The 23,732-nt window shown below is 71.9% G+C and carries 25 protein-coding genes and 3 pseudogenes; 15 read left to right on the top strand and 13 right to left on the bottom strand.

The features are described 5' to 3' along the window. Nucleotides 1-11 precede the first annotated feature (11 nt). Together ACSP50_RS23050 and ACSP50_RS23045 are read left to right on the top strand one after the other, a co-directional pair. Nucleotides 12-1,073 (top strand): DUF6183 family protein, encoded by a 1,062-nt coding sequence (locus tag ACSP50_RS23050; RefSeq protein ID WP_014691685.1) that lies wholly within the window; start codon nt 12-14, stop codon nt 1,071-1,073. Nucleotides 1,074-1,488: 415 nt separating this feature from the next. Then, on the top strand, nt 1,489-1,680 hold the full coding sequence (locus tag ACSP50_RS23045; protein WP_014691684.1) for a hypothetical protein: 192 nt from the start codon (nt 1,489-1,491) through the stop codon (nt 1,678-1,680). Here ACSP50_RS23045 and ACSP50_RS23040 read toward each other — a convergent pair. The 3 genes from ACSP50_RS23040 to ACSP50_RS23030 all read right to left on the bottom strand — a co-directional run bounded on the left by ACSP50_RS23040 (nt 1,667) and on the right by ACSP50_RS23030 (nt 3,189). Beyond that, nucleotides 1,667-1,867, bottom strand: coding sequence for a hypothetical protein (locus tag ACSP50_RS23040; protein WP_014691683.1), 201 nt, complete (start codon nt 1,865-1,867; stop codon nt 1,667-1,669). The two genes, ACSP50_RS23045 and ACSP50_RS23040, sit on opposite strands and share 14 nt — an antisense overlap. A 93-nt stretch (nt 1,868-1,960) precedes the next feature. Continuing rightward, nucleotides 1,961-2,758 (bottom strand): cytochrome c oxidase assembly protein, encoded by a 798-nt coding sequence (locus tag ACSP50_RS23035; RefSeq protein ID WP_014691682.1) that lies wholly within the window; start codon nt 2,756-2,758, stop codon nt 1,961-1,963. Then, nucleotides 2,755-3,189 carry a DUF2243 domain-containing protein gene (locus ACSP50_RS23030; protein WP_014691681.1) on the bottom strand — a complete coding sequence of 145 codons (435 nt, stop codon included), beginning with the start codon at nt 3,187-3,189 and terminating at the stop codon, nt 2,755-2,757. Before ACSP50_RS23030 ends, ACSP50_RS23035 begins: the two co-directional genes overlap by 4 nt. 125 nt (nt 3,190-3,314) lie before the next feature. Between ACSP50_RS23030 and ACSP50_RS23025 the strand changes: the two genes are divergently transcribed. Then, nucleotides 3,315-5,993 (top strand): TIM-barrel domain-containing protein, encoded by a 2,679-nt coding sequence (locus tag ACSP50_RS23025; protein WP_014691680.1) that lies wholly within the window; start codon nt 3,315-3,317, stop codon nt 5,991-5,993. On the opposite strand, the gene ACSP50_RS44645 is transcribed toward ACSP50_RS23025, so the two are convergent. Both ACSP50_RS44645 and ACSP50_RS44840 read right to left on the bottom strand, forming a co-directional pair. Next, nucleotides 5,980-6,177 carry a hypothetical protein gene (locus ACSP50_RS44645; protein WP_014691679.1) on the bottom strand — a complete coding sequence of 66 codons (198 nt, stop codon included), beginning with the start codon at nt 6,175-6,177 and terminating at the stop codon, nt 5,980-5,982. The two genes, ACSP50_RS23025 and ACSP50_RS44645, sit on opposite strands and share 14 nt — an antisense overlap. A gap of 175 nt (nt 6,178-6,352) precedes the next feature. Beyond that, nucleotides 6,353-6,493, bottom strand: a pseudogene (locus tag ACSP50_RS44840) (transcriptional regulator); the annotation flags it as partial. A gap of 80 nt (nt 6,494-6,573) precedes the next feature. Here ACSP50_RS44840 and ACSP50_RS44135 point away from each other — a divergent pair. Beyond that, on the top strand, nt 6,574-6,957 hold the full coding sequence (locus ACSP50_RS44135) for an Ltp family lipoprotein (RefSeq protein ID WP_014691678.1): 384 nt from the start codon (nt 6,574-6,576) through the stop codon (nt 6,955-6,957). A 128-nt stretch (nt 6,958-7,085) separates the two neighbouring features. Here the strand turns inward: ACSP50_RS44135 and ACSP50_RS42165 are convergent, their stop codons facing one another. Beyond that, nucleotides 7,086-7,985 (bottom strand): hypothetical protein, encoded by a 900-nt coding sequence (locus ACSP50_RS42165; RefSeq protein ID WP_157432795.1) that lies wholly within the window; start codon nt 7,983-7,985, stop codon nt 7,086-7,088. Between the two features lie 481 nt (nt 7,986-8,466). Further along, nucleotides 8,467-9,060, bottom strand: a complete 594-nt coding sequence (locus ACSP50_RS44130) for a hypothetical protein (protein WP_231956694.1) — start codon at nt 9,058-9,060, stop codon at nt 8,467-8,469. Nucleotides 9,061-9,188: 128 nt separating this feature from the next. On the opposite strand from ACSP50_RS44130, the gene ACSP50_RS23000 reads away from it, so the two are divergent. After that, nucleotides 9,189-9,734: a DinB family protein gene (locus ACSP50_RS23000; protein ID WP_043515147.1), complete on the top strand. Its 546-nt coding sequence runs from the start codon at nt 9,189-9,191 to the stop codon at nt 9,732-9,734. A 478-nt stretch (nt 9,735-10,212) separates the two neighbouring features. On the opposite strand, the gene ACSP50_RS22995 is transcribed toward ACSP50_RS23000, so the two are convergent. From ACSP50_RS22995 to ACSP50_RS22985, 3 genes are all read right to left on the bottom strand, one after another. Continuing rightward, a complete protein-coding gene (locus ACSP50_RS22995) occupies nt 10,213-10,812 on the bottom strand; it encodes a hypothetical protein (protein ID WP_155123593.1) in 600 nt (199 codons plus the stop codon). A 133-nt stretch (nt 10,813-10,945) separates the two neighbouring features. Beyond that, nucleotides 10,946-12,301: a hypothetical protein gene (locus tag ACSP50_RS22990; protein ID WP_014691673.1), complete on the bottom strand. Its 1,356-nt coding sequence runs from the start codon at nt 12,299-12,301 to the stop codon at nt 10,946-10,948. Continuing rightward, entirely contained in the window at nt 12,280-13,299 is a 1,020-nt protein-coding gene (locus tag ACSP50_RS22985; protein ID WP_014691672.1) for an NAD(P)-dependent oxidoreductase, read from the bottom strand. The genes ACSP50_RS22990 and ACSP50_RS22985 overlap by 22 nt, the downstream gene beginning before the upstream one ends. A 132-nt stretch (nt 13,300-13,431) precedes the next feature. Between ACSP50_RS22985 and ACSP50_RS22980 the strand changes: the two genes are divergently transcribed. From ACSP50_RS22980 to ACSP50_RS22950, 7 genes and pseudogenes are all read left to right on the top strand, one after another. After that, nucleotides 13,432-14,091 (top strand): glycosyltransferase family 2 protein, encoded by a 660-nt coding sequence (locus ACSP50_RS22980; RefSeq protein WP_014691671.1) that lies wholly within the window; start codon nt 13,432-13,434, stop codon nt 14,089-14,091. After that, a pseudogene (locus ACSP50_RS22975) lies at nt 14,088-14,693 on the top strand (TIGR04282 family arsenosugar biosynthesis glycosyltransferase); the annotation flags it as partial. The gene ACSP50_RS22980 and the pseudogene ACSP50_RS22975, both read left to right, overlap by 4 nt. A 194-nt stretch (nt 14,694-14,887) precedes the next feature. Next, a complete protein-coding gene (locus tag ACSP50_RS22970) occupies nt 14,888-15,568 on the top strand; it encodes a methyltransferase domain-containing protein (protein ID WP_231956693.1) in 681 nt (226 codons plus the stop codon). Next, nucleotides 15,532-16,953, top strand: coding sequence for a molybdopterin-dependent oxidoreductase (locus ACSP50_RS22965; protein ID WP_014691668.1), 1,422 nt, complete (start codon nt 15,532-15,534; stop codon nt 16,951-16,953). The genes ACSP50_RS22970 and ACSP50_RS22965 overlap by 37 nt, the downstream gene beginning before the upstream one ends. Continuing rightward, on the top strand, nt 16,950-17,354 hold the full coding sequence (locus tag ACSP50_RS22960) for a hypothetical protein (RefSeq protein WP_014691667.1): 405 nt from the start codon (nt 16,950-16,952) through the stop codon (nt 17,352-17,354). The genes ACSP50_RS22965 and ACSP50_RS22960 overlap by 4 nt, the downstream gene beginning before the upstream one ends. Nucleotides 17,355-17,363: 9 nt before the next feature. Then, the gene (locus ACSP50_RS22955) at nt 17,364-18,059 is read left to right on the top strand and encodes a response regulator transcription factor (protein ID WP_043515139.1); all 696 of its coding nucleotides are present in this window, start codon (nt 17,364-17,366) and stop codon (nt 18,057-18,059) included. Then, nucleotides 18,052-19,065, top strand: a complete 1,014-nt coding sequence (locus tag ACSP50_RS22950; RefSeq protein ID WP_014691665.1) for a sensor histidine kinase KdpD — start codon at nt 18,052-18,054, stop codon at nt 19,063-19,065. Before ACSP50_RS22955 ends, ACSP50_RS22950 begins: the two co-directional genes overlap by 8 nt. Nucleotides 19,066-19,484: 419 nt before the next feature. Here the strand turns inward: ACSP50_RS22950 and ACSP50_RS44125 are convergent, their stop codons facing one another. The 3 genes and pseudogenes from ACSP50_RS44125 to ACSP50_RS42155 form a co-directional block, all read right to left on the bottom strand. Then, nucleotides 19,485-19,886: a Mov34/MPN/PAD-1 family protein gene (locus tag ACSP50_RS44125; RefSeq protein WP_043515136.1), complete on the bottom strand. Its 402-nt coding sequence runs from the start codon at nt 19,884-19,886 to the stop codon at nt 19,485-19,487. Between the two features lie 267 nt (nt 19,887-20,153). After that, nucleotides 20,154-20,693 (bottom strand): annotated as a pseudogene (locus tag ACSP50_RS44120) (caspase domain-containing protein); the annotation flags it as partial. Continuing rightward, nucleotides 20,690-21,037 (bottom strand): hypothetical protein, encoded by a 348-nt coding sequence (locus ACSP50_RS42155; RefSeq protein ID WP_014691663.1) that lies wholly within the window; start codon nt 21,035-21,037, stop codon nt 20,690-20,692. The gene ACSP50_RS42155 and the pseudogene ACSP50_RS44120, both read right to left, overlap by 4 nt. Before the next feature lie 554 nt (nt 21,038-21,591). On the opposite strand from ACSP50_RS42155, the gene ACSP50_RS22940 reads away from it, so the two are divergent. The 3 genes from ACSP50_RS22940 (at nt 21,592) to ACSP50_RS22930 (ending at nt 23,724) form a co-directional block, all read left to right on the top strand. After that, complete coding sequence (locus ACSP50_RS22940) at nt 21,592-22,230, top strand: TetR/AcrR family transcriptional regulator (RefSeq protein WP_014691662.1); 639 nt, start codon at nt 21,592-21,594, stop codon at nt 22,228-22,230. A gap of 109 nt (nt 22,231-22,339) precedes the next feature. Next, a complete protein-coding gene (locus tag ACSP50_RS22935) occupies nt 22,340-23,527 on the top strand; it encodes a cytochrome P450 (protein WP_014691661.1) in 1,188 nt (395 codons plus the stop codon). After that, entirely contained in the window at nt 23,524-23,724 is a 201-nt protein-coding gene (locus ACSP50_RS22930; protein ID WP_014691660.1) for a ferredoxin, read from the top strand. The genes ACSP50_RS22935 and ACSP50_RS22930 overlap by 4 nt, the downstream gene beginning before the upstream one ends. Nucleotides 23,725-23,732: the final 8 nt, after the last annotated feature.

The following is a 23,732-nucleotide window of genomic DNA, read 5'->3' as shown; positions in this document are numbered from 1 at the left end:
AAAGTGCGCCGGTGAACGGTGACATCGACAGCATGGTGGCCGAGCTTCCGCGGATGGACAGCGTGACGCCGATCTTGCGGGTCGCCGCGGCGCGTCTCGACGACGGCGACGCGGCTTTCGTCGCCGACCTCGGCATCGCGCTGTGGCTCCGGTACCGGTGGGAGACCGCCCCGCCGCAGGTCACGGAGGCCTTCGAGCAGCTGCTCCGCCTGCTGCTCGGGCGGCCGGGCGTCCTCGACCAGGCCGTCCGCCTGCTGTGCGTCGCGGGGGACCGCCGCACGGAGCGGGTTGCCGCGTCAATGATCGCCGCCCGGCAGCCCACCGCGGACCTGGGCGTGGTGTTCCGCGCCGATGCGCCGGCGGAGTTGCGCGCCTGCCTCGCGCAGGAGCTGGTGCTGCGCGGAGCCGAGATCGACCCTCGATGGGTCGACCCCACCCACCCGCTCGGATGGCTTCCGCCGTCCTTGACATCTCTCGACGCGTCTCCTGCTCTTCCGGTGCACCAGGACGGCCGCGTTCACCTCGAAACGCCCGAACTGGAGGGCGAGCGCGTGCACGGGCACGGTGGGGTGCCGGAGTGGCGGGAGACGACGACCTCCGACCGGTCGGCCCTGCTCGGCGCGGCGGTGGCCGGCTGGGTGCGGCGATCCAACGGCCGCATCGAGGCGCGGACGTTCGCCTTCGACCGGGCCCTGTCGCCGGACGCGGCCGCCGGCGCGCTGGTGAGCATCGGCTTGCACAGCACCGAGGGAATGACGGCGGGCCTGCTCACCTGCTCGCCGTCGCAGGCCTGGGAGCGGTTGTTCATCGCCGCCGCGTACGGCGCCGCCTACGAACCCGGCGAGGCGGGAGCGTACGGCCGGCTGTACGCCTGGCGGTCGGTCGCCGGCCTGGTCGGCGCACCGGCTGACACGCCGGTCCACGAGGTCGCGGCGGTGGCGCACGGCTGCTCCTGGTATTCGTTCGCCGGCGCGACCCGCTGGTTCGAGGACGTCGTCGGGGACCTCGGCCTGGCGGCGGTGGCACCGGACCGTCGGGGCCTGGCGGTGCTCGCCGCCACCGACACCGACTGACGGTGCTGATCGACCACCCCGCGCCACCGGGGTGCCGTGCCCGATGCCCTGTACCCGGTAGAGCGAGACCGCCGCCCGGCCGGTCCCGTCGTCGTAGTACTCCACGGTGGCCCCGTCAGCCGCCGGCCGCATCGCCCCGCGGTCGGCCGATCCCGGCCGGCGGGCGGCGGGGCATGCGTGATCCCGCAGTAGACCCTGCTGAGCGTCATCCCGCCCGTTTCCACTCCACCGTCTCACCAGCGCACCGGACCGCGAAAACCCCGCCGGGTCACCATGATCGGCTCACGCGGATTTCGCTGGCAGATCTCCGAAACGGCCGGATCGGTGCTGATCACTCGCCGGCCCGGCTCTTCCGCTCGGCGGCGCCGACCCCTCACGATGGACGGTGACGTGACTCGACATCCCGGAGGCGGGCATGACCCCGATCGGCGGCGACATCCCCAAGTTCCTTTCGGTGGTGGAATCCGCCGACGACCGGGTCCGGGTGGAGGTGACCAACCCGCACCTGGTCACCATCGGCGAGCTGACCGCCGAGATCCGCGACGGCAAGATCGTCATCACCACCGCGTCGGCCGATCACCTGGAGTTCGTGGTCATCCGGCCGTGATCCGCGGCCGCCGGGTCGCGACCGCGATCACGCCCAGCGCCGTCGCGGTCCGGGCCGCGAGGACGATGACCGGGATGTACGGGTCGATGACCTCGTGCCGGCTCGCGGTGACCCGGTGGCCGGGCAGTGCGTGCGGCGTGAGATCCGGGATGAGGGTGTCCGGCCCCCAGCGCGCCAGCGCCACCACCCCGGCGAAGGTCAGGGTCAGCGTGGTGACGGTCGCGATCCGCCGAGCGTCGCGAGCTCACCGCGAGCGCACCGATCAGGAGGCCGGCGCCGATCACCCCGAACGGGAGCTAGCTAGACTTCGGCTCGGCATCGGCCGTTCAGCCGGGAGCCGCCACGCCGCCGGCGCCGGCGGCCGCGGCCACCGGCGTCCACTGTCGCCGGCGCGATACCACTGCCACCAGAAGATGACGATCAACGCCAGGTCGATCAGGTCCCCGCCGTAATACATCACCTCGGCGCCGGTGCGGGCCTCCCGCAGGAGCACCCCGGCCGGCGGATGCGCGTACAGGAACTTGGCGAGAATCGCGTGCGCGGTGAGGAACCCGATCAGGGCGGCCGCCCGCACCGCGCGCCCCGGCCGGTGCGGCGCCGGGTCCACCCCGACGACAGCCGCCGCGAACAGGTAGCCGGCGCCCAGAATGTGGAGCTGCACCAGCCCGGGATGGCGACCCGCCAGGAGCCCGGTGCCGTAGAGCAGCCACAGGCCGCCGGCGTCCAGCACCGCCGCGGTCACCGGATGGGTGACCACCCGGACCGGCCGGCTCCGCAGTGCCCGGGCCAGCCGTCGCGCCCACCGCGCCGGCAGTGCCCGGAACGCCAGCGTGACCGGTGCGGCCAGCACCAGCAGCAGCGGCGCCGCCATCCCGAGTAGCAGGTGCCCGGCCGCGTGCGCGGCGAAGTCGTGATGCCCGGCCGCGGCGACCGGCCCGATCAGCGCGATGCCCGCCGCGGTCAGCCCGGCCAGCCAGCAGGCGGTCCGCTCGTCCGCCCAGCCCCGGCCGCGCCGCCGACCGGCCCGGACCGCGGCCAGGTAGGCGACCGCGGCGGCGACGAGCAGCGCCGCCGTCATGCCGGGACGACCCGGCGGCGGGAGCGCGCCAGCAGCACCACGCCGGCCGCGAGCAGCAGGACCGCGATGATGTTCCAGGCCCAGTCGTACGGCGTCAGGTTCACGTCGTAGCGGATCTGGTGCAGGCGCATGAGCTTGTGCTGCACCGTGCCGTCGTACAGCTGGAAGGCCCCCGTCCCGGTGAGCAGCCCGCCCCACCACGATCGCCGGTCGAACGCCGCGCGCCGACGCAGGTCGGCGAGCAGGAACAGCGCCGCCACGGTGCAGAACCAGCTGGCCGCGTGGAACAGCCCGTCGGACACCAGCCCGACCGCCGGCGTCGACCGGTCGTAGAAGTGGTGCCAGTGCAGCAGCTGGTGAAACACCGTCTCGTCGGCGAATCCGGCGACACCCAGTCCGAGCAGCGCCCCGGAGAGCACGGTGCGGGACATTCAGAACCTCCAGTGGTAAGGGGATTCCCGCATTCCCCCCGGCCCGCCGGCTAATCGTGAGGTTTATTGACGAATGTCACTGGCCTGTGAGAGCGTTCTCTCCAGTCGTCCCCAGGAGCGTGATCATGCCGCTGCGCAGCGTCGCCGTCCTTGCCGCCACCATCCTCTCGCTGCCCGGCGCGCTCCCGGCTCACGCCGCTGCCGCCGCCGCGCCCACCACGATCACCGTCGGGAACGCACGCTTCCAGGTGCTGTCGCCGACACTGATCCGCACCGAATACTCCGCCGACGGCCGCTTCACCGACGCGGCCACCTTCACCGTCGTCGGCCGCGGCGCGTTCCCGCGGGCCGCCACCGTCGTCCGCAGGTCGCTCGCGGACGGCTGGCTGACCGTCGACACGGGCGCTGCCACGCTGCGATACCTGGTCGGTTCCGGGCCGTTCTCGCAGGACAACCTGGTGGTCCGCCTCAAGTCCGGCCAGCAGCAGGTCGACGCGGCGCCGTGGGCCGGCCCGTCGTGCGCGCTCGGCGTGCTGTGTGAGGCGGAGACCCTGCGGGCGCCGGCCACCGCGACCGACCACGGCGGGTACACCGGAACCGGGTTCGCGGCCGGTTTCGGCGCCGTCGGGGACGGGCTCGCGTTCACCACCGCGGCGACCACGGCCGGGACCTACCAACTGGACCTGCGCTACGCCAACGCACAGGGCGCCGACGGCCAGAACACCACCCGCACGCTCAGCGTGATCGTCGACAACGGCGCCGCCCAGCGGGTCACCCTGCCGCCGACCGGTTCCTGGGACACCTGGCAGGTCGCCACCGCCGCGATCACCCTCGGCGCCGGGCACCACCAGATCGCCATCGCGCACACCGCGGCCGACTCCGGCCAGGTCAACATCGACAGCGTCGCGATCGTCCGGCCCGGCGACGCGTACCCTCCGGTGCCGACGGCCACCGCCTCACCGTGCGCCTACGGCAGCCTGTGCGAAGCGGACACCGGGGTGCTGACCGGTGGCGCGAAGCATGCCGCCGACCACAACGGGTACTCCGGCGCGGGTTTCCTGGCCGGGCTGGAGCACGCCGGAGCGGGCGCCGCCTACACGATCACCGGGATCCCGGCGGCCGGCGACTACACGGTGCAGCTGCGGTACGCCAACTTCGAGGCCGGCAGCCAGCCGGTCCAGTCGCGGACGGTGACCGTCAACGGGACGTCGGCGACCCTGCCGGCGACCAGCGGCTGGGACTACTGGCGCACGGTGGCCATCCCGGTGCGCCTCAAGGCGGGCACCGACACGGTGACGCTGGGCTGCCCGACCGACGCCAGCTGCAACATCAACGTGGACACGATCGCGGTGGCCGCGACGGGCACGCCGCTGAAGGCCCCGCACGCGCCGCTCGGCGGATACCGTCGCGGTCTCGACGGGGTGGACGGCGGCGCGCTGACCGCGGCGGGACTGCTGTACGCCGACGGTTGGGCGCTGCTCGACGACAGCGCCTCGGCGCGCGCGGTGCCCGAACAGGACGGCTACGTCTTCGCGTACGGCAAGGACTTCGCCCGTGGTCTTCGCGAACTGGGCACCCTCACCGGACCGACCGCGCTGCTCCCGGAATGGGCGTACGGCGTGTGGTACTCGGAGTACTACGACCGGACCGCGGCCGACTTCCAGCAGCGGATCGTGCCGCGCTTCAGGTCCGAGGGCGTGCCGCTGGACGTGCTGATCGTCGACACCGATTTCAAGTCGCCGGACACCTGGAACGGGTGGGAGATCGACCCGGCCAAGTTCCCCGACCCGCAGGGCTTCCTCGATTGGGTGCACGGGCAGGGCCTGCACCTGTCGTACAACATCCACCCGAGCATCAAGGACACCGACCCGAAGTACGCCCAGGCGCAGGCGATCGCCCAGAACAAGATCAAGAACGGGGTGTTCGACTGGGGTGACCCGGACCAGCTGGCCGCGTACCTGTGGCTGCACAACGACCTGAAGCAGGACTTCGCCTGGCTCGACTGGTGCTGCGACGGCTCGTACTCGTCCAAGGCGGGCGTCACCCCGGACTCGTGGATCAACCAGCAGTACGCCGGCCGCTACGGTTTCGCGTTCTCCCGCGGTTACGGCTCGCTGCAGTCCGGCGGTTACAGCAACCCGGCCGCGGTGCCCACCGGACCCTGGGCCGAGAAGCGCACCACCCTGCACTTCACCGGCGACGCCATCTCCGACTGGCAGACGCTGCGCTTCGAGGTCGGTTACACCCCGGGCGAGTCGGCGGCGACCGGGCTGGCCGCGGTCAGCCACGACATCGGCGGCCACACCGGCGGCCTGCAGCAGCCGGGCAGCGAACCGGGCAGCACCAGACTGCCCGACGACCTGTACGCCCGATGGGTGCAACTGGGCACCTTCCAGCCGATCGACCGGCTGCACTCCAACCACAGCGACCGGCTGCCCTGGCAGTACGGGCCGGACGCGGCGGCCTCCGCGAAGAAGTTCCTGCAGCTGCGGGAACAACTGCGCCCCTACACCTACGCCGCGGCGCAGACGGCCAACCGGACCGGGATGCCGATCAACCGGGCGCTCTACCTCGCCTATCCGGACAGCGCGGAGGCGTACGCGTACGCCGGCTCGGAATATCTCTTCGGCTCCGACTACCTGGTCGCGCCGGTGACGACGGCCGGCACCACCGCGACCACCACGGTCTGGTTCCCGCCCGGCAACACCTGGACCGATTACTTCACCCATCAGACGTACGCGGGGGGAACGACCGCGCAGATCACCACCACCCTGTCCACCATGCCGGTCTTCACGCGCGGCTGAACGGCTCGGTGCCAAGCACGGTCAACAGTCTCAGCCTGCTCTCGTCCTCACTGCGCGGCGCCGCGGTGAGGACGAGCAGCGACTGCGACCCGTCCTCGGTCAGCAACACCTGACAGTCGACCTCGATCGCCCCGATCCGCGGATGCAGCAGCACCTTGTGCTCCTCGAACCGGCGGCCGACCACCTGTGCCTCCCACAACCGGGCGAACTCGGGACTGCGGGACAGCAGGTCGCACCATCTCGCCGGCCCGCGACGCCGGACCCGGCAACCCGTGGGCGGCCCGCAATGACGCCACCTGCTCCGGATAGACCGGGCGCTCCCGCTCCGGATGCCCAAACCAGCGCCAGATCCCGCTGCGCTCCATCCCGGTGAACTCCGCCGCATCACCGAACAGGGCCCGGGCCGGCTCGTTCTGCACCAGGGTCTCGCCGAGCGCGTTCAGCACCAGGGCCGGCGTGTCCGCCAACCGGTCGAAGATCCGCAGCAGGCCGGGGGCCATGTCTCTTAAGTCCGGCGACGCTGTGCCGATCACTGGGGCCGGAAAGATGTCCCGCAGCTCGGGTCCCGAAGGATGCGCCGATGAAGAAGGTCCTTGTCGCCGTCTCCTCCTCGCTGATCTCCTTCGGCACCGCCGCGCCGGCCGAGGCCCGGCAGGTCGCCCGGCCCGCCGTCGCCGCGGAGTCCCGCTCCGCGGCGGGTACCCGGGCGGCGGCATACCTGCGGTCCCAGGCCTTCTCCCGCTCCGGCCTCATCGAACAGCTGAAGGACGACGGCTTCAGCACCGGCCTCGCCGTCCACGGCGTGGACGAGCAGCACACCGACTGGAACCAGCAGGCCGCCTGGATGGCCATGGAATACCTGGAAACGGAGGCCTTCTCCCGGTCGGCCCTCGTCGAGCAGCTGGAATACGAGGGCTTCACCTCGGCCCAGACCGCGTACGGTGTCAGGGCGGCGGGACTGTAGCCGGCCCGCGGGCCGCCGAGCACGCCTGCACCCGCCGCGACGCCGGTTCAAGCCGGGGATCGGGGCCGATCCGGATACCGACGGCGATGGCGGTGGCCGCTTCGCACGTCGCGACTCCGGACCGTGGATCATCGCTCCTGTTCCAGCGGGCTGCCGGGGGCGAACTCGGCCACCAGGTGATCCCACGTGGGGCGCCCGCCCAGCATCGGCCATGCTCGCGTGCGTCCCTCGGTCAGGGCGATGCGGCTCAGGTTCGCGGCGAGGCGGTGACCTGCGTGCGCGATGCCGTCGCCGGTGAAAGGATCGGTGGGGCCGTTCCGCAGATGTGCGATGCGCTGCTCATATTCCCGGATGGGGTGGCGTTGAACGGCCGAGACCCATCGTGGATCAGCGGTGGGCGCGAGGACGACAACATCGGGAACGGCGCCTTCGGCCAGCGCCGCGGTGAGCCGGTCGTGGCCGTCGACGACCAGGAGCGTGGCCAGCCCGCTGACCCACCACAACAGGACCGGCGGCAGGATTCCCTCGCGGTGCTGCCGCCGGTATGCCTTCACCCGGTCGGCGTCAACGGCGGACAGGCGTCGCAGCGGCAGGATGTCTCGAGCGTCCTCCGACGGATCGCCGTAGCCGAACCAGGTAATGTGGCCCTGGTCCGGGTCGACATCGTGCAGACGGCTCCAGTGTCCCGGGACCGTCCACTCCGGCATGCCCCAGGCGAGTGTCCAGGAGCCGGCATGCAGCGGGCCGTAGAACGCGGTCCGTAACCAAGCTGCGTACCGGTAGGTCCAGCGTGCTGCCCACCAGCCCGATTCATTGCCGGCCTGCCACCGCCCGCGGGCCTGCCGAGCGGTGATCGGCGGCAGCGGCGACTCGTACCGCCCTGTTCGGCAATAGTGCACGCCGCGATGGTGTGCCCGCTGGCGGCCGAGAAGGACCACCCGATCGCCCTGGCGCAGGAGAAGACGCCGTCCTGCCGTCACCTCGACCCGCAGCCCGGGCCGGCGGGGTTCCGCGACATGGAGGTTCATGGCGACCCGATCGTTGCTCCGGGTGAGCGGGTGGGGGTGCACCCCGCCATGATCCAACGGCACCGTTCGCGGAGCAAACGATCTCCGGGAGACGGACGACAGCTCGCGGAATCAGGGCAAGGGAAGCGGGAGACTCACCCCCCTGAAGGCCGCCGCCCCGCAATCCCTGATCGCCGCCCGCTGACCCGGCCCGGCGCCGGCGGACCTGAATCTGGAGCAGGCGATCAACCCGCGCGACGCGTTCTTCGCCGACACCGAGCAGGTCGCCGACCCGGTCGGCCGCATCTCCGCGGAAATGATCAGCCCTACCCGCCGGGCGTCCCGGCCGTGCTGCCGGGCGACCGCTTCACCGAGGCCGTCGTAACCTATCTGCGCGTCGGCAAGGACTCCGGCATGACCCTCCCGGACGCCGCGGACCCGGAGCTGAAAACCTTCCGGGTGGTACGCGGTCGGCCTGCGCGTCGATCCCCGCGGCGGGGCTTCACCCGTGGTCGGCCGGCGCGTCGTTGTCGACGAGTGAGGACAGGCGCTCTTCCTCCTGCTCGTCAGCGGTCGCGACGCGGAATCCGGGTATCCCTCGCTCTTCCGGCCAGCGCAGCTCCTGAGAAAGGCCGTTCAGCGACGCGGCCACCCTTTCGCCGATCAGTCGTGCGCGGCTCTTCAACGGAGTCCACGAATCCGCCGTGTCGGGAGAGTGGACGATATCCGCGATATCGTCGTCCTGCAGTCGCATCTCCTGATTCCGGAAGTGATCCTCGTCGAACTGCGGCGGAGTAGCGTGACGACAGAGACCGTCGAGATTCGACCAGGGATTCAGAGTCGAGAACAGGATTCCACGTGCACTCAACGGACGTGACGGCTCGTCTCCGCCGATCGTCAGGGCGATTTCGACGGTGATGCTCTGATAATACTTGATCAGCGTGATGTCATCGCCGAACAGGAATCTCCTGGCACGCATCAGGCACTCGCGATCATCAGGACTTCCGCGGCGTTCGTCGAACAGTCCGTCAAGGTACCGGTCGAGCGACTCCCGATACGGGAAATCGCCGAGTGCCGCCACCTCTGCCAGGCGCACTACGCAGAGCGCTCCATACATCCGGAGCTGCCGCGTATTTCGCATGCTGTCCAGCCGGGGCAATATCATCGCAGTTTCACCATAGCTGCAAGAATGGCCATGTGGACGGTCGCCGCTACAGTCACGCCGTGGATGTTGACTGGAATGCGGAGCTGGTCGACCAACTGGAGTCGCACTGGCATGCTCAGCTTCGGCCCCGGCTGAACGGACTGACCGATGATGAGTACTTCTGGCAACCCGTTCCCGGTTGCTGGACGCTCAGTCGCCGCGGCTCCGAGGAGTTCGTCCTGGACTATGCCCACCCGCTGAACGGCCCCGCGCCGGTTACCACCATCGCCTGGCGGCTCGCGCACCTCCTCGACGTGTTCGGGCCGCCGGCCACGCCTCACTTCGAGGGCTCACCTGGGGGCCAGACTGCCATGACCTACCCAGGGACGGCCGCGGCAGCGCTACGCCAACTCGACGGGGGGCACGATGCGTGGGTCCGCGACCTGCGCAGTCTCGGAGCGACGGGCATCATCCGGGCGCAAGGCGCAATCTCACCGCCTGAGTACGCGGAGGCGCCGATGGCAAAACTCATCCTGCACACCCATCGCGAGGTCATCCACCACGGCGCCGAAATCTGCCTGCTGCGAGATCTCTACCTTGGGAAAGGTGGCCTGAGCGGTCTATGACCGCAGTTCTGCTGCTTCGATCCAACGGCCCCGCGCACGGGCGGCCAGCAGAGCCAGATCGCGACCGTTTCACGTCCGCGCCGGCCTCACGCTCGCGGTCGGCACTGTCTCGATCGCATAGCGGCGGAGGAGCATTCCGGAGACTGATGGCGGCGATCGGTTCCGCTGTCGCCGGGGCTCCGGATCCGGTCCAAGCGCGGCGATGCGTTCCCGGGCTCGCGCCGCCACCGTCGCGCGGTCTGCGCAGCTCAGGGCACGGTGCGTCATCTCGTGGACCACGACAATGCCGGTCTGCTCGGCCGGCTACCGGGCGGCCTCGGGACCCCACCGGCCGGTCATGTCGTCCTCGTGGTCGCCGGTCTGTTCCCTGCCGGTCGCGCCGGCCGTCGGCCCGGTCACTGAACGTCCGCTCTCCCGAAGCAGCGCAGCGCGGGCCCGCCCGGCGGTGGGGCAGGGCGTACGCTCGCCGGATCCGCGGTCAGGGCTGGTAGACCTCGTCGGCCTTGGTGATGTCGCCGTTGGTGACGGTGAAGACGAACAGGCCTCCGTTCGCCTTGAGCGATGTCTGGAACTTGCCGAGGTCGGCGGTCACCAGATGAACGGGGCCGTGGCTCATGTCGATCACCCTCAGCGGCGCGCCGGACTTGACGTGCAGGGTCCGGAGCTTGTGGCTGTTGTTGCGGTAGTAGTACCCCACGCACCAGTCGTTGGCGGTCTCCGTCACTCCGTCCTGCTTGCATGCCGACTTCGCGGCGGCGCCCTCGAACCAGTCGACGAGATCGAAGGTGATCGTGTGTTTGGCGGGATCGACCGCGGTCAGGAACGCGTGGTGGGTGCCGGTGAGCGCCGCGGTGGTGGTGCCGCCCGCTTGCGCCGAGCCGGCGGAACCATGACCGGAGGCCGGCTGCGTCTTCGCGGCCGGGATCACCTTCGTCGCGGTGGCCGCGCTCGACGAAGCACCCGGCTCCGGTGTCGCTGCCGCGCCGGTCACCTGTCCACATGCCGCCAGCGGGGCGAGCACCAGGGGGATGAGGAGGAAACGTCGGAACACAGGGCTCTCCAGGTCGGTCGTCGTCACGTGGACGACCTCATGCTGCGGCCCCGGCGAGCCCGCGGCGGGCGGCGCGGGCCGGAAGTGGCACGAAGGCGGGACCAGGCACCGCGACACCGCGGGGCGACCTCGCGCATCGACCGAACGGGCGCCCACCGGGTCACCACGTGGTGAGGATCAGATGGTTGACCAGGAGGGCGGTGGCGGCCTGCAGGCACATCCAGAAGCGACGGTCGCGCAGGGGCAGCAGGACGGCGGCGGCCGGGAGCCAGACGGCGAACGGCAGCCAGATGCGTTCGGTTTCGGCCTTGCTCAGGCCGGAGATGTCGGCGGCCAGGGCGGCCGCCAGCCCGCCCAGGCACAGCCACGCCGCCGGCCCCCGGGCGGCACGGAGCGCAAGGGCGGCGCGGCGCAGCATGGGTGCCGCGGCCGGGCCGGCGACGCAGGCCAGGGAGGCCAGGTTCGCCCAGATCCAGTAGGCGTACGGGCGGGCGGTCGCGATCCCCTGGTAGTAGCGGATCTTGACCAGGTGGTAGCCCTCCCACCAGGCGAAACCGTAACCGGTCAGGGCGGCGACGACCGCGGCCGCGCCGAGGATCGGCCAGATCAGCAGCGGCCACCTGCGGTGGCGGCCCACGAGCAGGGTCGCGGCCGGCAGGACCAGCAGGACGAGGCCGTACGACAGGTAGGCGCACCAGGCGAGCAACGCCCCGCCCAGCAGCAGACGCCGGCGGGACGGCCGGGCGAGGCCGGCCGCGAGCAGCGCCACGGCGGTGGCCCCGATCCCGGCGAACATGCCGTCGGCGGAAACGCCGATCCACACCGCGCCCGGGAACAGCACCAGGAAGGGGACCGCGGCCCGGGCAGCGGTTTCCGCACCGTCGGAGTCGAGGGAGCGCAGCGTGCTCGGGACGGCCACCGTGATCAGGCAACCGACCAGGATGCACACCGTGGCCGCCCAGGCACCCCCGCCCAGCCCGATCCGGTCCAGCCAGACGAAGGTCAGCAGCACACCCGGCGGGTGCCCGGACACGTGCTCGGCCCAGTGGTCCGGCGAGTTGAGCAGGATGTGGCTGGTGAAGCCGCGCAGCATGGCCGGGATGTCGGTGACCCGCGGCACCTCGCTCAGGTATTCGAACTGCGTGGTCAACCGCCCGGCCACCCCCCGCTGCCAGCCGTCGATCAGCGCGAGGGAGAACGTCCAGGCGACCGCGGCCAGCCAGGCGCCGACCAGCAGCCGCCGCCACGGCAGGGTCGCCGCCAGGGCCGGCCCCCAGCGGATCACCGCGATCGCGACGGCCAGGGCGAGCGGCGTTCCCGGCCCGATGTGCGGCCGCACGTGCCCGAAGATCGGCGCGGCCGGCGCGAGCACGGGATGCCCCGCCCCGCCGAGTGCCGCCCCGACCACCGCGGCCGCCGCGACCAGGCCGAGCACCCCGGCGAGCGCCCACCGATCGCCCCGCGGAAGACCATGGAGACGGACCGGCCCGGAAGTCAGCCGCGCAGCGGGGCGCACGCGAACTCCTTCAAGCCGACAGACGGCAGGACGGCCGCCCGGAAGTCCAGCTCCGCAGCCGCCCGGGCCGGCGACGCCACCACATGGCGCACGTCCCCGAGCCGGAACTCGCCGGTCACCACCGGCCCCGGCCCGCCGAAGGCCTCGGACAGCGCGGCAGCCACCGCGCCGATGGTGATCGGATGCCCCGAGGCGATGTTGTACGCCCGGAATCCCGGCCGCTCCGCCCGCAACGCCGCCACGTTCGCCGCCGCCACGTCACCGACGTGGACGAAGTCGCGCCGCTGCCCGCCGTCCTCGAACACCCGCGGCGCCCGGCCGCCCTCCAGCGCCGACCGGAACATCGCCGCCACCCCGCTGTACGGCGTGTCCTTCGGCATCCCCGGCCCGTATACGTTGTGATACCGCAGCGCCGCCACCGAAGCGCCGCACTCCCGCGCCCACACCCCGGCCAGCAGTTCCTGGCTGAGTTTGGTCACCGCGTACACGCTGCGCGGATCCATCACGGCGTCCTCGCCGACCAGCCCGTCCAGCAGCGGCCGGCCGCATCGCGGGCAGGACGGCTCGAACCGGCCGGCGGCCAGATCCCCGGCCGCCCGCGGTGCGGGGCTCACCGGTCCGTGCGTCGTGCACGAGTAGGCGCCCTCCCCGTACACCACCATGGAGCTGGCCAGCACCAGCCGCCGGACCCCGGCCGCCGCCATCGCCGCGAGCAGCACCGCGGTGCCCAGGTCGTTGCTGCCCACGTAGTCCGGCAGGTCCTGCGGCCCGACCCCGAGCCCGACCAGCGCCGCATGGTGCACCACGGCGTCCACCCCGCGCAGTGCGGCCCGCACCGCTTCCGGGTCCCGGACGTCGGCCCGGTGCAGCCGCACCCCGGCCGGCACCTCGCCGGGACCACTGTCCAGCACGGATACGTCATGGTCTGCCGCCAGCAGCGCTGCGGTCACGTGGGAGCCGATGAACCCGGCCCCGCCGGTCACGAGAATGTGCGTCACGGCAGCGACGCTAGGTCCGCGAGCCGCCGTTGACACCGGCCCGCGCCGATCCGTCAGCGGTTCGTAAGAACTGTCGGCGACGTCCGCACTTCGTAAGATTTCCGGGCCCTGACCAGCGCTAACTTTCCGGCCATGACCGATGTGGTGCTGCCCTGCCTGAACGAGGCCCCGGCCCTGCCGTGGCTGCTGGACCGGATGCCGCCCGGCTTCCGCGCGATCGTCGCCGACAACGGGTCGACCGACGGCTCCGCGGACGTGGCCCGCCGGCTCGGCGCCCGGGTGATCGACGTGCCGCACCCCGGCTACGGCGCGGCCGTGCACGCCGGGCTGCTCGCCGCCGACCCGGCCGACGGGGTGGTGTGCGTGATCGACGCGGACGGTTCGCTGGATCCGGCCGAGCTGCCGCTGCTCGCCGACCGGGTCCGCGCCGGCGAGCTGGACCTGGCCTGCGGACGCCGCCGGCCGACCGTGCCCGGCGCGTGGCCGGCCCACGCCCGGCTGGCGAACGCGGTCCTGGCCCACCGGATCCGCCGGGACACCGGCCTGCCGGTGCACGACATCGCCCCGGCCCGGGCCGCCCGCCGTGACGCGCTGCTCGCGCTCGACCTGCGCGACCGGCGGTTCGGCTACCCGCTGGAACTGCTGATCGGCGCGGCCCGGGCCGGCTGGCGGGTGGCCGAGACGGACGTCTCCTACCGGCCGCGGGCGGCCGGCACCCGCTCGAAGGTGACCGGCTCGGTCCGCGGCACGCTGCGCGCGGTGCACGACATGCGGGCGGTGCTGGCCCGATGATCCAGCTGCTGGTGATGGCGAAAGCCCCGGTGCCCGGCCGGGTCAAGACCCGGCTCTGCCCGCCGTGCACCCCGGAGCAGGCGGCGGCGATCGCGGCCGCCGCGCTGGCCGACACCCTGGCCACGGCGTCCACGCTGCCGGCCCGGCGGCACACGCTGGTGCTCGACGGGGAATACCCGGTCCCGCCGGGCTGGGCGTGTGTCCGGCAGCGCGGCGACGGCCTGGGGGAGCGGCTGGCGAACGCGTTCGCCGACACCGCGCTGCCCGGCGTCCCGGCCCTGTTGATCGGCATGGACACCCCGCAACTGACCGCTGCCCTGCTGCGGGCCGCGGCCACGAGGTTGCGCAACGAGGGCGCGGTGCTCGGCCCGGCCCGCGACGGCGGCTGGTGGGCCCTCGGCTTACCGATTGCGGCGTACGCCACGGTCCTGCCCGCCGTGCCCATGTCCACCGCCGAGACCGGCGAGCTGACCCTGGCCGCCCTGCGCGCCCGCGGCGTCGAACCCACCCTGCTCCCGACGCTGCGCGATGTCGACACCGCCGCGGACGCCACCCTGGTCGCCGCCCTGTGCCCGCCCGGCAGCCGCTTCCCCGCCGCCGTCACCACGGCGGGCCTCACCGCGGTGGGCCTCACCGCGGCGGGCCTCACCAACGCGGGCCTCACCGCGGCCCCCGGCCGGGCCGCGGCCTCCCCCGCCGGCGTCGGGGCGGACGACGAACTCGGCGGAAGCCGGATCGCGGACGGTGCGGGATCCGGCGGGGACCGGGCTTGCGCTGCTACGACTGGGGTGCCGGCGTGACCGCCCCCGCGATCGCCTGTCCACCGGCCGCCCTGGACATCTACGACCGGGCGCTGGCCCGGGCCGCGACCGGCGCCGGGACCACGCTGCTGGTGCGCGACCCGGCCGGCCGGACGACCAGGTTCGACGCCGCCGACTGGTGCCGTGACCACCGGCCCGGCGACACCCGCCTGCTCGACCGTTGCACCGGCGCGACCCTGGACGTCGGTTGCGGGCCGGGCCGGCTCACCGGCGCCCTGCTGCGCCGCGGCCGGGCCGCCCTGGGCATCGACGTCAGCGCGGCCGCGGTCCGCCTGGCCCGCGCCCGGGGCGCCCTGGCGCTGCGCCGTGACGTGTTCGCCCCGCTGCCCGGCCACGGCCGCTGGGACCACCTGCTGCTCGCCGACGGCAACATCGGCATCGGCGGCGACCCGGTCGCCCTGCTGCGCCGCTGTCACGAGCTGCTCGCCCCGGCCGGCCGGGTGCACGCCGAACTCGCGGCTCCGGGGACCGGCAGCTGGTCCGGCGCGGCCACCCTGCACACCCCGGGCGAGCCGGCCGGCGCCCCGCTGCGCTGGGCCCAGGTCGCCGCCGACGACCTGGCCGCCGTCGCCCGCGAGGCCGGCCTGACAGTCCTCAGCACCTGGACCGAGGAGGGACGATGGTTCGCCTCACTGACCGGTCGGGGCGCCCGGTGAACCGGTTGCCGCGCCCGCCGGAGCCGCTGCGACGTGCCGTGGCCTGGCTCCTGGCGCCACCTGCCAGCCTGCGCCGCGGCCCTTTCCGCCCGGACGCCTTCTCCGGCGATCGGCGTTCCACCAGGCTGACCGGCCAGCTCGGGCTGCTGCTCGGCGCCGCGTTCGCCATCTGCTTCGTGACCGGCCTGCTCAGCCACCTGGCCCAGCATCCGAACCGGTGGTTGCCGTGGCCGCCCGGCCCCGCCGGGCTCTACCGCTGCACGCAGGGCCTGCACGTCGCGACCGGGCTCGCCACCGTCCCGTTGCTCGGCCTCAAACTGTGGTCGGTCTATCCGCGGCTGTTCCAGTGGCCGCCGGTCCGCGGCCTCGGCCACGCCGCGGAGCGCGCCTCGGTCGCCGTCCTGGTCGTCGCCGCGCTGTTCCAGGTGCTCAGCGGTGTCCTGAACATCGCGCACTGGTACGCCCCGATGCCGTTTTTCTTCACCACCGCCCACTACTGGATGGCCTGGCTGGCCGCCGGCGCCCTGCTCACCCACATCGGCGTGCAACTCCCGATCACCCGCGAAGCGCTCCGCCGTCGCCGCAGCGACCCGGCGATCCCCGTCGGCGCCGCCGACTCCGGCAGCCCCGTCGACTCCGTCGACTCCGGCAGCCCCGTTGACGCGGCCATCCCCGGTGGCGCCGCCGGCCCTGTCCACCCCGCCGGCCCTGTCCACCCCGCCGGCCCTGTCCACCCCGCCGGCCCCGTCGACTCCGCCAGCCCCGCCGGCCGCACCGACGCCGCCGGGCGCCGTGAGGTTCTGGTGGCCGGTGCCGTCGCGGCCGGCGTGATCACGGTCGCCACCCTGGGGCAGACGGTCCGGCCGCTCGCCGGGATCTCGCTGCTCGCGCCACGGCGCCCGGGCACCGGCCCCCAGGGACTGCCGGTGAACAGCACCGCCCTCGGCGCCGGGGTTCGCGACGCCGCCCTGGACCCCGGATACCGGCTGACCGTGACCGGTTTCGATCGCACGGTCTCGCTGAGTCTGCCCGACCTGCATGCCCTCGAACTGCACACCTCGGTCCTGCCGATCGCCTGCGTGGAGGGCTGGAGCTCCACGGGCACCTGGACCGGCGTACCGCTGATTGATCTTCTTGCAATGATCGCCGTGACTCCGGACGGGTGCGAGGCCGTCGTCGAGTCCCTGCAGAGCGGTGGCCGCTATCGGACATCGATCGTGCAGGAGGGGCATCTCGCCGACCGCCGGACCCTGCTCGCGCTCCGCCTCGGCGGCGAACCTCTCGCCCCGGATCACGGCTTCCCGGCCCGGCTGATCGCCCCGAACCGGCCCGGCGTGCTGCAGACCAAATGGGTCAACCGGATCACCGTGCGGAGGGCCGGATGAGACGTGTGCTGATCGCTGGCGGTCTGATTCTCATGGCGTACGCGGTGGGCGGCGCACTCCTGGACGACCAGGTGGACCTGGCCGGCATCGCGGTGTTCGGCCTGGCGGTTCTCATCCTGCACGACGTGGTCTTCCTGCCACTGGTGCTGCTGGCCGGCCGGCTGCTGCCCCGGCTCACCCCGACGCTGCGGATCATCACGACCGCCTGGCTGGCCGTGACGATCGTCGCGCTGCCGCTCGTGCTCGGATTCGGACGCGACCCCGGAAATCCGACGATCCTGCCCAGGTCGTACGGCACCGATCTGATCGGGATCCTGATCGGGACGGCCGTGACCGTCCTCGCCTGCCGTAAGGGAATCGAAAGACTCTCGGACGGGCGCCGCCGGCGTCCGCCTGGGTAGCCTGCGGTGGTGACCCACCAGGTGCTGGTCGTCGACGACGACCCGACGGTCAGCGACGTCGTGCGCCGCTACCTCGAACAGGACGGCTGCCACGTGCGACTGGCCGCCGACGGACTGTCCGCGCTCGCCGCCGTCGACGCCCAACGCCCCGATCTGGTCGTGCTCGACCTGATGCTCGGCGGCCTCGACGGCCTCGAAGTGTGCCGCCGCCTGCAGCATGACCAGCCCGGACTCCCGGTCGTCATGCTCACCGCGCTCGGCGAGGAGAGCGACCGGGTGCTCGGCCTCGAGGTCGGCGCCGACGACTACGTGACCAAACCGTTCAGCCCGCGCGAACTCACCCTGCGGGTCCGGTCGGTGCTGCGCCGCACCGCCCCGGCCGCCGCCCCGGCCCCGGCCCTGCTGCGCGACGGCGACCTGGTGGCCGACACCGGCCGGCGCACCGCGCACCGCGCCGGGCAGCCGCTCGCGCTCACCGTCCGCGAATTCGACCTGCTCGAATTCCTGCTGCGCCACCCGGCCCAGGCGTTCTCCCGGGCGCAACTGCTCGACCGGGTGTGGGGCTGGCAGTTCGGCGACCAGTCCACGGTCACCGTGCACGTCCGGCGGCTCCGGGAGAAGGTCGAAGCCGACCCGGCCCGCCCGGCGCGGCTGGTCACCGTGTGGGGCGTCGGCTACCGCTGGGAGCCGGCCGCCGATGCGTGACATCCTGCTGATCGGCCTCTACTCGCTGGCCGCCGGCACCGCCGTCGGCGTGTGCGGCGCCGGCCTGCTCCGGCTGCTCCGCGGCCGATCGATCGCCGTGCACGTCTGCGTGCTGCTCGGCATCACCATCACCGCGGTCGTCGCCGGGGTCACCACGGTCGCCCGGGCGATGTTCCTGTCCGCCCACGACATGCAGGTCGTGCTGCTCACCGTCGCCGCCTCGGCCCTGGTCAGCCTGGCTTTGGGCATCGTCTTCGGCCGGCGCCTGGCGGCCGCCGCGGTGTGGGCCGCCGAAGCCCGCGAACGGGAACGCCGGATGGAAGCCGGCCGCCGCGAACTCGTCGCCTGGGTCTCCCACGACCTGCGCACCCCGCTCGCCGGCCTGCGCGCGATGACCGAGGCCCTGCAGGACGGTGTCGTCGCCGACCGGGCCGGCGTCGCCGAATACCACCGCCGGATCGCGGCCGAAACCGATCGGATGAGCGGCCTGGTCGACGACCTGTTCGAACTGTCCCGCATCCACGCCGGCACGCTCCGGCTGACCCCGGCCAGCCTGCCCCTGCGGGACGTGGTCTCGGACGCGGTCGCCGCGGTCGGCCCGCTCGCCGCCGGCCGCGGCATCCGGGTCGTCGCCGCCTGCGACAGCTGGCCCACGGTGACCGGGGGAGTGGCCGAACTCAACCGGATCGTCAGCAACCTGCTCACCAATTCGGTCCGCTACACCCCGGCGAACGGCATCATCGAGATCTCCGCCGGCGGCGACACCCGCGAGGTGTGGTTCGCCGTCTCGGACAGCTGCGGCGGCATCCCCGAGGAGGACCTGCCCCGCCTCTTCGACGTCGCCTTCCGCGGCAGCCGCGCCCGCACCCCGGACGACGGCGCGACCGGCGCCGGCGGCGGCCTCGGCCTGGCCATCGTCCGCGGCCTGGTCGAAGCCCACGGCGGCCGGGTCGGCGCCCACAACATCACCGGCGGTTGCCGCTTCGAGGTCCGCCTGCCCGCCTGACGGCTCTCGGCAGCCACACAGCCCGACCCGGCGACCGGGCTCCTAGATGCCCGGGAAGCCGGTAACTTTTTCAGGTGCCTCACGGTCGATCGTGTCCACGCCGCCGGCCGGCGGCGGTGACCGGTGCGTTCGGGGGTCAGCTCACGATCGCGCGGCTGCTCCTGGGCATGATGGCGGCGACCATGACCGCTCTGGTCCTGGCGGGGCAACCGGTCGACGATGTGGTGTCCGCTTCCGTCGGCCCGGCCGGAGTGTTGCTCGTCCTCGCCGTCCGGCTCGCGGCCTGCGCGTTCGGGTTGCGCCGCGGCAGTCGCATCGCCTACCGGCCGAGCCTACCCGGGACGCTCTGCGCGGCAACTGACATGCCTCACGCCCGAACCGTCGAGTCACTTCCGACACGCACTACTGGAGTGCCGAGATTAGATCACCTCGACAGGCTCCTCGGTTACCTCACCGTCCCGGATCAAAAACGATCGGAATTGGACGGCGTCGGGATCGCGGGTCGACACGATAATGTAGTGCGCGTTCTTCTCGCCGGCGAACGCGACAGTGGTTCGTGATGGGAAGGCTTCCGTAGCGGTGTGAGAGTAGTAGATCGCTACCGGCTCCTCATCGTTGGCATCCATCTCTCGCCAGACGGCAAGCTGCTGGTGCGGATCGAACTCGTAGAATGTCATCGATGCGGCGGCGTTCCACATCGGAATGAAACGTTCCGGCCGGTTCGAACCGATCGGGCCCGCGACCAGGCCGCACGCTGTGATGGGATGAACCGCCAGGCAATGCGCCACGATGCCGTCGAATACTGCCCGGCGGATTCGCAGTCCGCCTGCGCCTGTCTTGTACGGATGGGCCGGCCTCGAGCCGATGGCCGGGCCGGCAGCGCGGTCCTGCCATGCATTCTGGGTCAGCGCAAGCTGGTCGATGGTGCCGGTTCCCCGCTGGCCCGGGACCGGAAGCCCCCGGGCCAGCATGGCTGTCAGCAGGTGCCGAAAGATTTCGGCGAACGTGAGTAGGCGGGGGGCCTCCGGCACGCCGTTGACGAGCAGCCGCAACAGTTCACCTGTGAAGGCCGTGTATCGCGCACCGGGCGGGGCGAGCGCCGGGGCATTTCGTTCGGTGGAGGTGAGAATGTAGGTGCCTTCGATGCCGACCTGGCCGAGGACCGTCGCTGCCGGGTTGCCCGCCATGTCCTGCACGGCGAGCCCGGAGAAGCAGGTGTCGAGCACGACGACCCGGTTGCGGGCTGGGCTTTCCCTGACCAGTTGGCGGACCACGTCGTAGGCGATAGCGCTCACCGGCAACTCGTCTGGATGTGTTTCGCTCAGACTCAGGTAAAGCTCGTTACGGTCGCCGGTGAAGCCGTGGCCCGCGAAGTAGAACAGCAGGGTGTCTTCGGCGCGGGCGGCGTATTGCCGCAGTTTCCGGAAAACTCCGCGCGCGTCGCGCGGGTTACGGACGGTGATGCAGTGTTCCGCGGGCAGCCCCGTCCGGTCGGGATCGGTCAAAACCCTTCGCAGCGCAGAAAGGTTGTTCTCCACCGCGGGTAGGTCGAGGATCTCATCCGCGTCGTAGGACCAGACGCCGACCAGGACGGCATAGGAGCGCTGGGGATCCGGTAGACGGATCACTGCGATTCCGCGCTCGCGTCGAGCACTTGGCGGACAAGTGCCTCCGGGTCCTTGGTGCGCTTCGCGTTGACCTGTATCTTGCGGCCACCCGGACCGGTTATCGTGATCGTCACATCGGAGCGTCGCTGCAGGAGCCAGACGGAGAGTGTCCTGGCCAGGGTGGCCCACACGGCGCCGGCGCTGACAGCGGCGCTGACCACGTATTCAATTTGGCCGCCCATCTCGCCCACTCGGGAAATGGCTTCCCGCCTCACCCTGCCGCGCAGTTCACGTTCATTGAGCAGCCAGTCCCAGAGGGCAATTCGGTCGTTATCCGAGCCATTGATCGCGATGCGGGCATCCACAGGCGTCCTTCCCTGCCGCAGAACTCCGGCCAAGGATCGTAGCAAATTGCAGCACGGACGGGAACCGGCTCCACCCTGGCGTGAAAGCCGTATGGAGGCTGCCGGAAGCGCTGCTGCACCATGCGGCACCGGTGCCGGCTCGCACCCCGTCCGCACAAGTCGGCGGCAGAACAGTGACCCCGGGCGGGCGCATCCCGTCACTTCGCCGTTCCCCAACCATGATGCCTTTGGTGAGACAGGCCTTGAAGTCGAAGAAATGCGGCCCGTCCACCGAGACACCTGGTTGGATTTCCTGCAACGTCCAGGCGTGATCGATGTAATCGTCGAACACCCTTCATCGGTAGATCCGAGTACGCGCATCGCCCTCGGGACACCGATGGTGACCGCCTGGGCATCGAGAGGACGACATGATGCCGGCGCTGGGGACCGGTAGGCCGCCGGTGACGGTGATGGGGTGGGCAACAATCCTGCCCGAATGCCGCCGGCTGCGGACGGGCAGCCGGTGGCCGGCACGACCGCGCCCGGCTAATCTGCCGGGAACGCGGGAGGATTCGATGAGGGCCGAGACAACACGACTGCGGGCCGACGCCCAGCGCAACCGCGACCAGATCGTCGCCGTGGCCCGCGTCGTGTTCGCCGAGATCGGCCCGGGGGCGCCGATGGACGAGATCGCCCGGCGGGCCGGGGTCGGCGTCGGCACACTCTACCGCCGCTTCCCTGACCGGGGGGCTCTGCTGCGCGCCGTGGCCCTGGAGAGCCTCGCGGCGGTCCTGGCCGACGCCCACGCCGCGATCGAGGAGGAGCCGACCGCCTGGGACGCCCTCACGCGGATCGTCCGCCGGGCCGTCGACCTGCGGTTCAGCACACACGTCACCATGATGGACGAGCACACGCGGCAGGCCCTGCGAGAGGCACCCGACTTCCGGCACACCCGCGCCGCGGTGCTCGGCGTGGTGGAGCACCTGGTCGAGCGGGCCCAGGCCGAGGGCTCGATGCGCTCCGACGTCGGCGCCGGTGACGTGTTCGCGGTGGTGTCTCTCCTGCTCAAACCGCCACCGAGCCGGTCCGCGGAGATGTCCGACCTGCTGATGCGGCGCTGCATGACGCTCATCCTGGACGGCCTGCACTCCGGCGGGCAGAGCGTGCTTCCCGGCGACCCGATCAGCGTGACCGACCTCCACCTGGATTCCTGACGACCTCGAAGCCGACTCTGGACGAATGTCCGGATTCGGAGCTATTCTCGGCCAGGAAACGGAGGATTTTATTCCGCTTAAGGTCGACTGTGACCGATGGAGGTTCTCGGTGACTGCTCCCGCCCTGCAGACCACCCGACGCTGCCCGTATGCGCCCCCGGACGAGCACACCCGCATCCGGGACACCGGATCCGGAATCTCCCGACTCACTCTGCCCAGCGGCCAGGTCGCCTGGGCGCTGAGCCGGCTCGAACACATCCGCGCCATGCTCACCGATCCGCGGTTCAGCTCGGACCGTCAGCATCCGAACTTCCCCCGGTTCACCCGCGAGCAACCCGGCTTCGACCTCATGCGCCCATCGATCATCCAGCTGGACCCGCCCCAGCACGGTCCCGCCCGCAAGGCCGTGGTCGGCGAGTTCACCGTGCGTCGCATGGCCGCCCTGCGCCCCCGCATCCAGCAGATCGTCGACGACCACATCGACGCCATGCTGGCGGGTCCGCGTCCCGCCGACCTCGTACCGGCCCTCGCTCTGCCGGTGCCGTCGCTGGTCATCTGCGAGCAGCTCGGCGTTCCGTACCGTGACCACGAGTTCTTCCAGAGCCACAGTTCGGCCCTGCTGAGCCGCGCCGTCACGGCCGAGTACCGGCGGCAGGCGGCCACGGAGCTGCGCGACTATCTCAAAGACCTGATCGCCGAGAAGGCCGCCGACCCGCCCGACGACCTGCTGGGCCGTCAGCTCGCCCAGGGCAACGACCCCGAGGACGTGCTGTCGCTGGCCTTCCTGCTGCTGATCGCCGGCCACGAGACCACCGCCAACATGATCTCGCTCGGCGTGGTGACACTGCTGGAGCGCCCGGCGGACCTGGCGGCACTGCGCGAGGACCCGGCGCGTACGCTCCCCGCGATCGAGGAGTTGCTGCGGGTCTACACCATCGCCGAGTTCGCCAACTCCCGCGTCGCGGTCGAGGACGTACCGATCGGCGGCGTGACCATCCGGGCCGGCGACCCCGTCCTGGCCCTGAGCAACGCCGCCAACCACGATCCCTCGGCCTTCGACGAGGCCGAAGAGATCAAGCTCGACCGGGGCGCCCGCAACCACGTCGCCTTCGGCTTCGGCATCCACCAGTGCCTGGGCCAGAACCTGGCTCGCATGGAGTTGCAGATCGTCTTCGACACCCTCCTGCGCCGGATCCCGACGCTGCGGCTCGCCCAACCCGCCGACCGGCTGCCCTACAAGGACGACGCCTTCATCTACGGCATCCACGAGGTGCCGGTGACCTGGGAGGACGCATGACCACGATCGTGGCGGACCTCGACCGCTGCGTCGGAGCGGGCCAGTGCGTCCTGACCGACCCCGACGCCTTCGACCAGAGCGAGCAGGACGGCACCGTCGTCGTCCTGCGGGACACCCCGGCGGACGACGAGGCCGTCGAGCGGGCACGGACAGCCGTCGACATCTGCCCGAGCCGGGCCCTGTCCCTGACGAATTAGCCGCCGGC

Source organism: Actinoplanes sp. SE50/110 (assembly GCF_900119315.1).
Classification (GTDB): Bacteria; Actinomycetota; Actinomycetes; order Mycobacteriales; family Micromonosporaceae; genus Actinoplanes.
The sequence above is the reverse complement of the archived record's forward strand: the minus strand, read 5'-3'. Positions and strand labels throughout refer to the sequence as shown.

What these genes read in the sequence shown, in the direction of transcription:
- ACSP50_RS22950 (WP_014691665.1), top strand. Translation starts at nt 18,052, where the DNA reads ATGCGTGACATCCTGCTGATCGGCCTCTACTCGCTGGCCGCCGGCACC.
- ACSP50_RS22930 (WP_014691660.1), top strand. Translation starts at nt 23,524, where the DNA reads ATGACCACGATCGTGGCGGACCTCGACCGCTGCGTCGGAGCGGGCCAG.
- ACSP50_RS23030 (WP_014691681.1), bottom strand. Translation starts at nt 3,189, where the DNA reads ATGTCCCGCACCGTGCTCTCCGGGGCGCTGCTCGGACTGGGTGTCGCC.
- ACSP50_RS22940 (WP_014691662.1), top strand. Translation starts at nt 21,592, where the DNA reads ATGAGGGCCGAGACAACACGACTGCGGGCCGACGCCCAGCGCAACCGC.
- ACSP50_RS23045 (WP_014691684.1), top strand. Translation starts at nt 1,489, where the DNA reads ATGACCCCGATCGGCGGCGACATCCCCAAGTTCCTTTCGGTGGTGGAA.
- ACSP50_RS42165 (WP_157432795.1), bottom strand. Translation starts at nt 7,985, where the DNA reads ATGAACCTCCATGTCGCGGAACCCCGCCGGCCCGGGCTGCGGGTCGAG.
- ACSP50_RS23035 (WP_014691682.1), bottom strand. Translation starts at nt 2,758, where the DNA reads ATGACGGCGGCGCTGCTCGTCGCCGCCGCGGTCGCCTACCTGGCCGCG.
- ACSP50_RS22960 (WP_014691667.1), top strand. Translation starts at nt 16,950, where the DNA reads ATGAGACGTGTGCTGATCGCTGGCGGTCTGATTCTCATGGCGTACGCG.
- ACSP50_RS44135 (WP_014691678.1), top strand. Translation starts at nt 6,574, where the DNA reads ATGAAGAAGGTCCTTGTCGCCGTCTCCTCCTCGCTGATCTCCTTCGGC.
- ACSP50_RS23025 (WP_014691680.1), top strand. Translation starts at nt 3,315, where the DNA reads ATGCCGCTGCGCAGCGTCGCCGTCCTTGCCGCCACCATCCTCTCGCTG.
- ACSP50_RS22980 (WP_014691671.1), top strand. Translation starts at nt 13,432, where the DNA reads ATGACCGATGTGGTGCTGCCCTGCCTGAACGAGGCCCCGGCCCTGCCG.
- ACSP50_RS22965 (WP_014691668.1), top strand. Translation starts at nt 15,532, where the DNA reads ATGGTTCGCCTCACTGACCGGTCGGGGCGCCCGGTGAACCGGTTGCCG.